This window comes from Mesorhizobium sp. M4A.F.Ca.ET.020.02.1.1 (assembly GCF_004022645.1).
GTDB lineage: Bacteria > Pseudomonadota > Alphaproteobacteria > Rhizobiales > Rhizobiaceae > Mesorhizobium.
Genome location: NZ_RZOI01000422.1, coordinates 1 through 5,328 on the forward strand (window position 1 = coordinate 1; position 5,328 = coordinate 5,328).

General features: G+C 65.1%; 6 protein-coding genes. 4 read left to right on the forward strand and 2 right to left on the reverse strand.

The annotated features are described in order from the left end of the window. Positions 1–834: LacI family DNA-binding transcriptional regulator (locus tag EN742_RS22905; protein ID WP_128333305.1), on the reverse strand; the 834-nt coding region annotated here is incomplete at its 3' end. A 177-nt stretch (positions 835–1,011) separates the two neighbouring features. On the opposite strand from EN742_RS22905, the gene EN742_RS22910 reads away from it, so the two are divergent. From EN742_RS22910 to EN742_RS22925, 4 genes are read left to right on the forward strand one after another with little or no spacing between them, the layout of a single operon-like run. Continuing rightward, positions 1,012–2,118, forward strand: coding sequence for a fatty acid desaturase family protein (locus EN742_RS22910; protein WP_245455287.1), 1,107 nt, complete (start codon positions 1,012–1,014; stop codon positions 2,116–2,118). Between the two features lie 43 nt (positions 2,119–2,161). Next, positions 2,162–2,476: a MocE family 2Fe-2S type ferredoxin gene (locus EN742_RS22915; protein WP_127404903.1), complete on the forward strand. Its 315-nt coding sequence runs from the start codon at positions 2,162–2,164 to the stop codon at positions 2,474–2,476. A gap of 5 nt (positions 2,477–2,481) precedes the next feature. After that, the gene (locus tag EN742_RS22920) at positions 2,482–3,711 is read left to right on the forward strand and encodes an FAD-dependent oxidoreductase (protein ID WP_127404904.1); all 1,230 of its coding nucleotides are present in this window, start codon (positions 2,482–2,484) and stop codon (positions 3,709–3,711) included. Between the two features lie 48 nt (positions 3,712–3,759). Beyond that, a complete protein-coding gene (locus EN742_RS22925; RefSeq protein ID WP_127404905.1) occupies positions 3,760–4,566 on the forward strand; it encodes a 3-methyl-2-oxobutanoate hydroxymethyltransferase in 807 nt (268 codons plus the stop codon). 20 nt (positions 4,567–4,586) lie between these two features. On the opposite strand, the gene EN742_RS22930 is transcribed toward EN742_RS22925, so the two are convergent. Continuing rightward, the coding region (locus EN742_RS22930) for a DUF1402 family protein (RefSeq protein WP_128333306.1) at positions 4,587–5,328 on the reverse strand (742 nt) is incomplete at its 5' end.

Below are 5,328 nucleotides of genomic sequence, written 5' to 3' on the forward strand. Positions count from 1 at the left end.
GACCGGCATATGCGCGGGCCGCGCTGCTCGCAGCGCCGAGACCGCGCCTTCCATGCCACCGCCGGCGACATAGCAGCCGGCGAGGTCCGGATGCCGGGCAAGGAGATCGATCATCGCATCGTGGGTCACCTGGTTCGCTTCCAGGTTGACCAGAGTCTCCATTACGATGAATTCCGGGGCATGCTCGCGGAAGAAGGAGCGGAAGCCGATCTCGCGCAGTTCATGGCCATGGAAGCGGTGGCTGCCGACGAAGAGGGCGACCTTGCCCGGCTTCCTGGCCGCCTTGGCGATCATCCAGGCCGCGGTGCGACCGACCTTGCGGTTGTCGAGGCCGACATAGCCCTCGCGGATGCCGGCGGCGAAGTCGGACAGCAAGGAGAACACCGGTACATTCCTGGCCTTCAGGGCCTCCACCGTCGCCGTCAGCGTCGGGTGGTCCGGACCGACGACGGCCACGGCCCTCGATTTCGCGGCCAGCCTGCGTGTCTGGGCGGCGATCTCGTCGGCGGCCAGCGACGCGGCGAAATCGATCGTCGCGACGCCGCGAAAGCGCTGCGATTGCGAGACTGCAAGTTCCAGCTCCCGCGCGAAATCGCCGTAGAAAATATCATTGCCTCGCAACAGCAGAAAGCCCAGGCGGTATTCCGGCAATTCCTGGCGCATGCGCTGCCTGATCAGTCCCGCGGCGTGATAGCCGATCTCGGTCGCAGCCTCATAGACGCGGCGCGCCGTTTCCTCCTTTACCGGCAGGCGGTTGTTCAAGACGCGATCAACGGTGGCAACGCTGACACCGGAGACGCGTGCCAGATCGGTAATGGTCGGCCGCTTTGCCATGAGCACTCCCTCGCTTGCCGACTCAGTTTACCTCGTCCTGATATGAAATGATAGAAACTATCTTTCTGATATTGAGACTATCATGGCTTGGAGCTATTTTGCATTTCGACGCCGACCGTGCACCCGCCCCACCGCTTTACGCGAGGGCCGAGCCGCAAGGTGCTGATGGAGGAAGCGATGACGGCAATGATGGACGCGGCGCCATCCCGGCGCGACTACAGCCTGGTTGGCCGCGACGCCAGGCTGGCGGTGGAGAATGGTCTCTCGGCGGCCGAGTGGTACCACACCGACATCCCGCGCAAGCAGATGAAGGAATTGATGCAGCGCTCGGACCAGCCGGCGATCCGCGACACCGTCATCTGGCTCGGCGCCTTGGTCCTCAGCGCCGCCGGCGGCGCCTGGTTCTGGGGCACGTGGTGGTGCGTGCCGTTCTTCTTCGTCTACGGCACGCTTTACGGCTCCTCGACCGATTCACGCTGGCACGAATGCGGCCACGGCACCGCCTTTCGCACGCAGTGGATGAACGACGCCATCTACCAAATCGCCTGCTTCATGATCATGCGCAACCCGGTGACCTGGCGCTGGAGCCACACGCGCCACCACACCGACACGATCATCGTCGGCCGCGATCCGGAAATCGCCGTGATGCGGCCGCCGGACCTGATCCGCACGGCACTGGCCTTCGTCGGCGTCCTCGACGCCTGGCGCGCGATGAGCGACATGCTGCGCAACGCGGCCGGCAACATCAGCGCGGCGGAAAAAACCTTCATTCCCGAGCAGGAGCAGCCGAAGGCGATCCGCATCGCCCGCATCTGGGCGGCGATCTATGCCGCCACGATCGCGTCGGCGTTCTATTTCGACTCGTTCCTGCCGCTGATGCTGGTCGGGCTGCCCAGGCTCTACGGCGCCTGGCATCACGTCATGACCGGCCTGTTGCAGCATGGCGGCCTTGCCGACAACGTCATCGACCACCGCCTCAACAGCCGCACCGTCTACATGAATCCGATCAGCAGGTTCATCTACTGGAACATGAACTACCATGTCGAGCACCACATGTTTCCGATGGTGCCCTACCACGCGCTGCCCAGGCTGCACGAGTTGATCAAGCATGACCTGCCGGCGCCGACGCCGTCGATCCTGGCCGGCTACCGCGAGATGATCCCGGCCTTCCTGCGCCAGCTTCGCTACGAGGATTACTTCATCAAGCGGGAGCTGCCGCCGACGGCCCGCCCCTATCGCGAGGATCTGCACAGCGATCATCCCACGGCTGCAGCGGCCGAATGACCGGCCGAGGCGCGCCGAGCAATCCAATTCGCCGGAGGACGACATGAGTGACTGGGTCGAGGCCTGCGCGGCCGGAGACATCGACGAGGAAGACGTTATGCGGTTCGATCATGGCGGCCGTACCTTCGCCATCTATCGCAGCCCGGAGGACGAGTATTTCGCGACAGATGGGCTGTGCACGCATGAGAAAGTGCATCTGGCGGGCGGACTGGTGATGGACGACATCATCGAGTGCCCGAAGCACAATGGCCGCTTCAACTACAAGACCGGCGACGCCAGGGGCGCCCCGGTCTGCGTCAACCTCAAGACCTATCCGGTCAAGGTCGACGCCGGCAAAGTCCTCATTCAGATCGGGTGATCGCGATGTCCGGGGGAATGGTCATCATCGGCGCCGGCGAATGCGGCGGGCGCGCCGCGCTCGCCTTGCGCGATCTCGGCTTCGAGGGCGCGGTGACGCTGATCGGCGACGAGCCGCATCTGCCCTATGAACGGCCGCCGCTGTCGAAGGAGGCGATGACCGGCGAAGTGCCGGCGATCAAGGCGATCACCAGCGAGGAGCTTCTGGCCGAACGCTCGATCCGGCACATCCGTTCGGTCCGCGCCGTGGCGATCGACCGCGCCGCGCATGCGGTTCGACTGTCGGACGGTTCTTTGCTTCCCTACGACAAGCTGTTGCTGGCGACCGGCTCGCTACCGCGCAAGCTGCCGATGCCGGGGCTGGGCGAACGCTGTGTCTATCTTCGGACCTTCAACGACGCTCTGGCCATCCGCGCGCATCTCAATCCAAAAAGCCGCGTCGCCATCGTCGGTGGCGGCTTCATCGGGCTGGAGCTTGCCGCTTCGTCGCGCAAGCTCGGCGCCACGGTCACCGTCATCGAAGCGCAGCCGCGCATCCTGATGCGCGGCGTGCCGGCCGAGATCGCCGCGGCAATCCACGCGGAGCATGAGGCGGAAGGCGTGATCATCCTCGCCGGCCAGGGCATAGAAGCAATCGCCGATGACGGCAAAGAGGTGCGCATCACGCTCGCCGGCGGACGACAAATCGCCGCCGACCTCGCGGTGATCGGCATCGGCGCCGTGCCGGTGACCGGGCTTGCCGCGGAAGCAGGGCTTACGATCGACAACGGCATCGCCGTCGATGCCGAGCTGTGCACCGCCGACCCGGACATCTTCGCCGCCGGCGACTGCTGCTCGTTCCCGCTTGCCGTCTATGGCGGCCGGCGCGTGCGGCTGGAAGCCTGGCGCAATGCGCAGGAGCAGGGCGCGCTGGCGGCGAAAAACATGCTCGGCGCCGGCGAGGCGCATGCGTCGGTGCCGTGGTTCTGGTCGGATCAGTATGGGCTGACCCTGCAGATCGCCGGGCTTTCCGACGAGGGCAAGAGCATGGTGCGCCGCGACCTCGACGACGGCGCCTTCATCCTGTTCCACCTGGCGGACGACGGACGGCTGGTGGCGGCGAGCGGCATCGGTCCGGGCAATGCGGTGGCGCGCGATATCCGCCTGGCGGAAATGCTGATCGCCAAGCGCGCGGCGCCGGCGCCGGCGGCGCTCGGGTCGCAAACGGTCAAGCTCAAATCGCTGCTGGCTGCGTGAGGCTTCGGAAGGTGCCGGCATCTCGTGCGGCATGAGGGGGATCAAGAAATGGCACGCAACAGACCGACGGTCGCCGACCTGCAAGCGCTGAAGGGCAAGCGTCAGTTGTCCAAGCTGCGCGTCTTCTCGCTGGAAGAAGCGGAAGCCGCCGAACGCGCTGGCATCGACATCATCTCGGTCACCTATGACCTGATCTTCGACCCGCGTTTCCGCGACGCCGCGCCGACCTGCTTCGCCATTCCCGGCGACGAACAGGCCAAGATGGGCGCCACCACCGACGATATCCTGCGCACAGCGGTGAAGCTGCGCGCGGCGAGCGCCGATGCGATGTACTGCTCGGCCAGTTTGCAGACGATCCGCCGGCTGCGCGACGAGCACATCCCGGTCTGCGGCCATGTCGGCCTGGTCCCGGCGCATGCGACCTGGACCGGCGGCTTCAAGGCGGTCGGCAAGACCGCAGAGAGCGCCGCTTTCGTCTGGAAGCAGGTCAAGGACCTCGAGGCGGCCGGCGTCTTCGCCGCCGAAATCGAGGTGGTGCCGGCCGAGGTCGCCAGCGCGATCTCGCGGCGCACGCCGCTGATCATGATCTCGATGGGTGCCGGCGCCGGCTGCGATGCCCAGTATCTGTTCTCGGAAGACGTGCTCGGCACCAATCGCGGCCGCTATCCGCGCCACGCCAAGCGCTACCGCGATCTCGCGGCGGAGTTCGACCGCATTCAGAGCGAGCGCATCGCCGCGTTCCGCGAATATGCCGCCGACATCCAGTCGGGCGCCTATCCGGAACCGCGCCACATGCTCGAGGCGGACGCGCTGGAATTGCGCAAGTTCGAGGCGTTCCTCGACGCGGAAGGCTAAACAGCCCGAACCCGAGGCGGCTAGAACAGCGCCTTCAGTTCGTCCAGCTTGTCGTTGACCAGCCAGCCGTAATAATTTTCCTCGGGCAGCTTTTCCGGCTCGCCGGCGGCGCGACGCTTGTCGTTCTCGGCCTTCAAAGCAGAGGCGCGCTGCTCGGGATTGCCTACATTGTAGAGCGTCGCCGTGAGGCCGGGATTGTCGGAGATGTCGAAGCCGGCAATGCTCTTATAGGCATCGATCGACGTCCTGATCGTCGCCGCGACATAGGCCAGCGTCAGGTCCGGATCCATGATGGTCTTGTAGACCGTGTTCGGATCGCCGACGTCGAGCTTCGGCAGTCCGGAAACCTTGTGCACGAGATCGCTCATCTGCAGCGCGGTCAGCGGATTGAGCTGGCCGAGGCCGAAGGTCTGGCCGGCATAATAGGGCTGGAAGAAGGTGGCGCCGAAACGGTCGTTGGGGAAGCTTGTGCCGCCAACGCTCTTGCCGCGGAAGGAATGGTTCCAGACCTGCTCGCGGCATTCCCACAGATCGTAGCTGTCGGTCATACCGGCGCATTTCTTGAATTCGGGGCGCTGGACGAAATCGCTAATGTCCTCGCCGTCATAGGCGAAGGAGAGCTTGCTCGACAGATAGGAGATCGCCTTGACGTAATAGGTCTGCAGCCGGTCGTAGGCGTCGACATTGTAGGTGTGCTCGCCGACGATGGCGCCGACGATGTGCATCGGGTCGATGCCATAGGCGGCAGCCTCCTTCCTGATC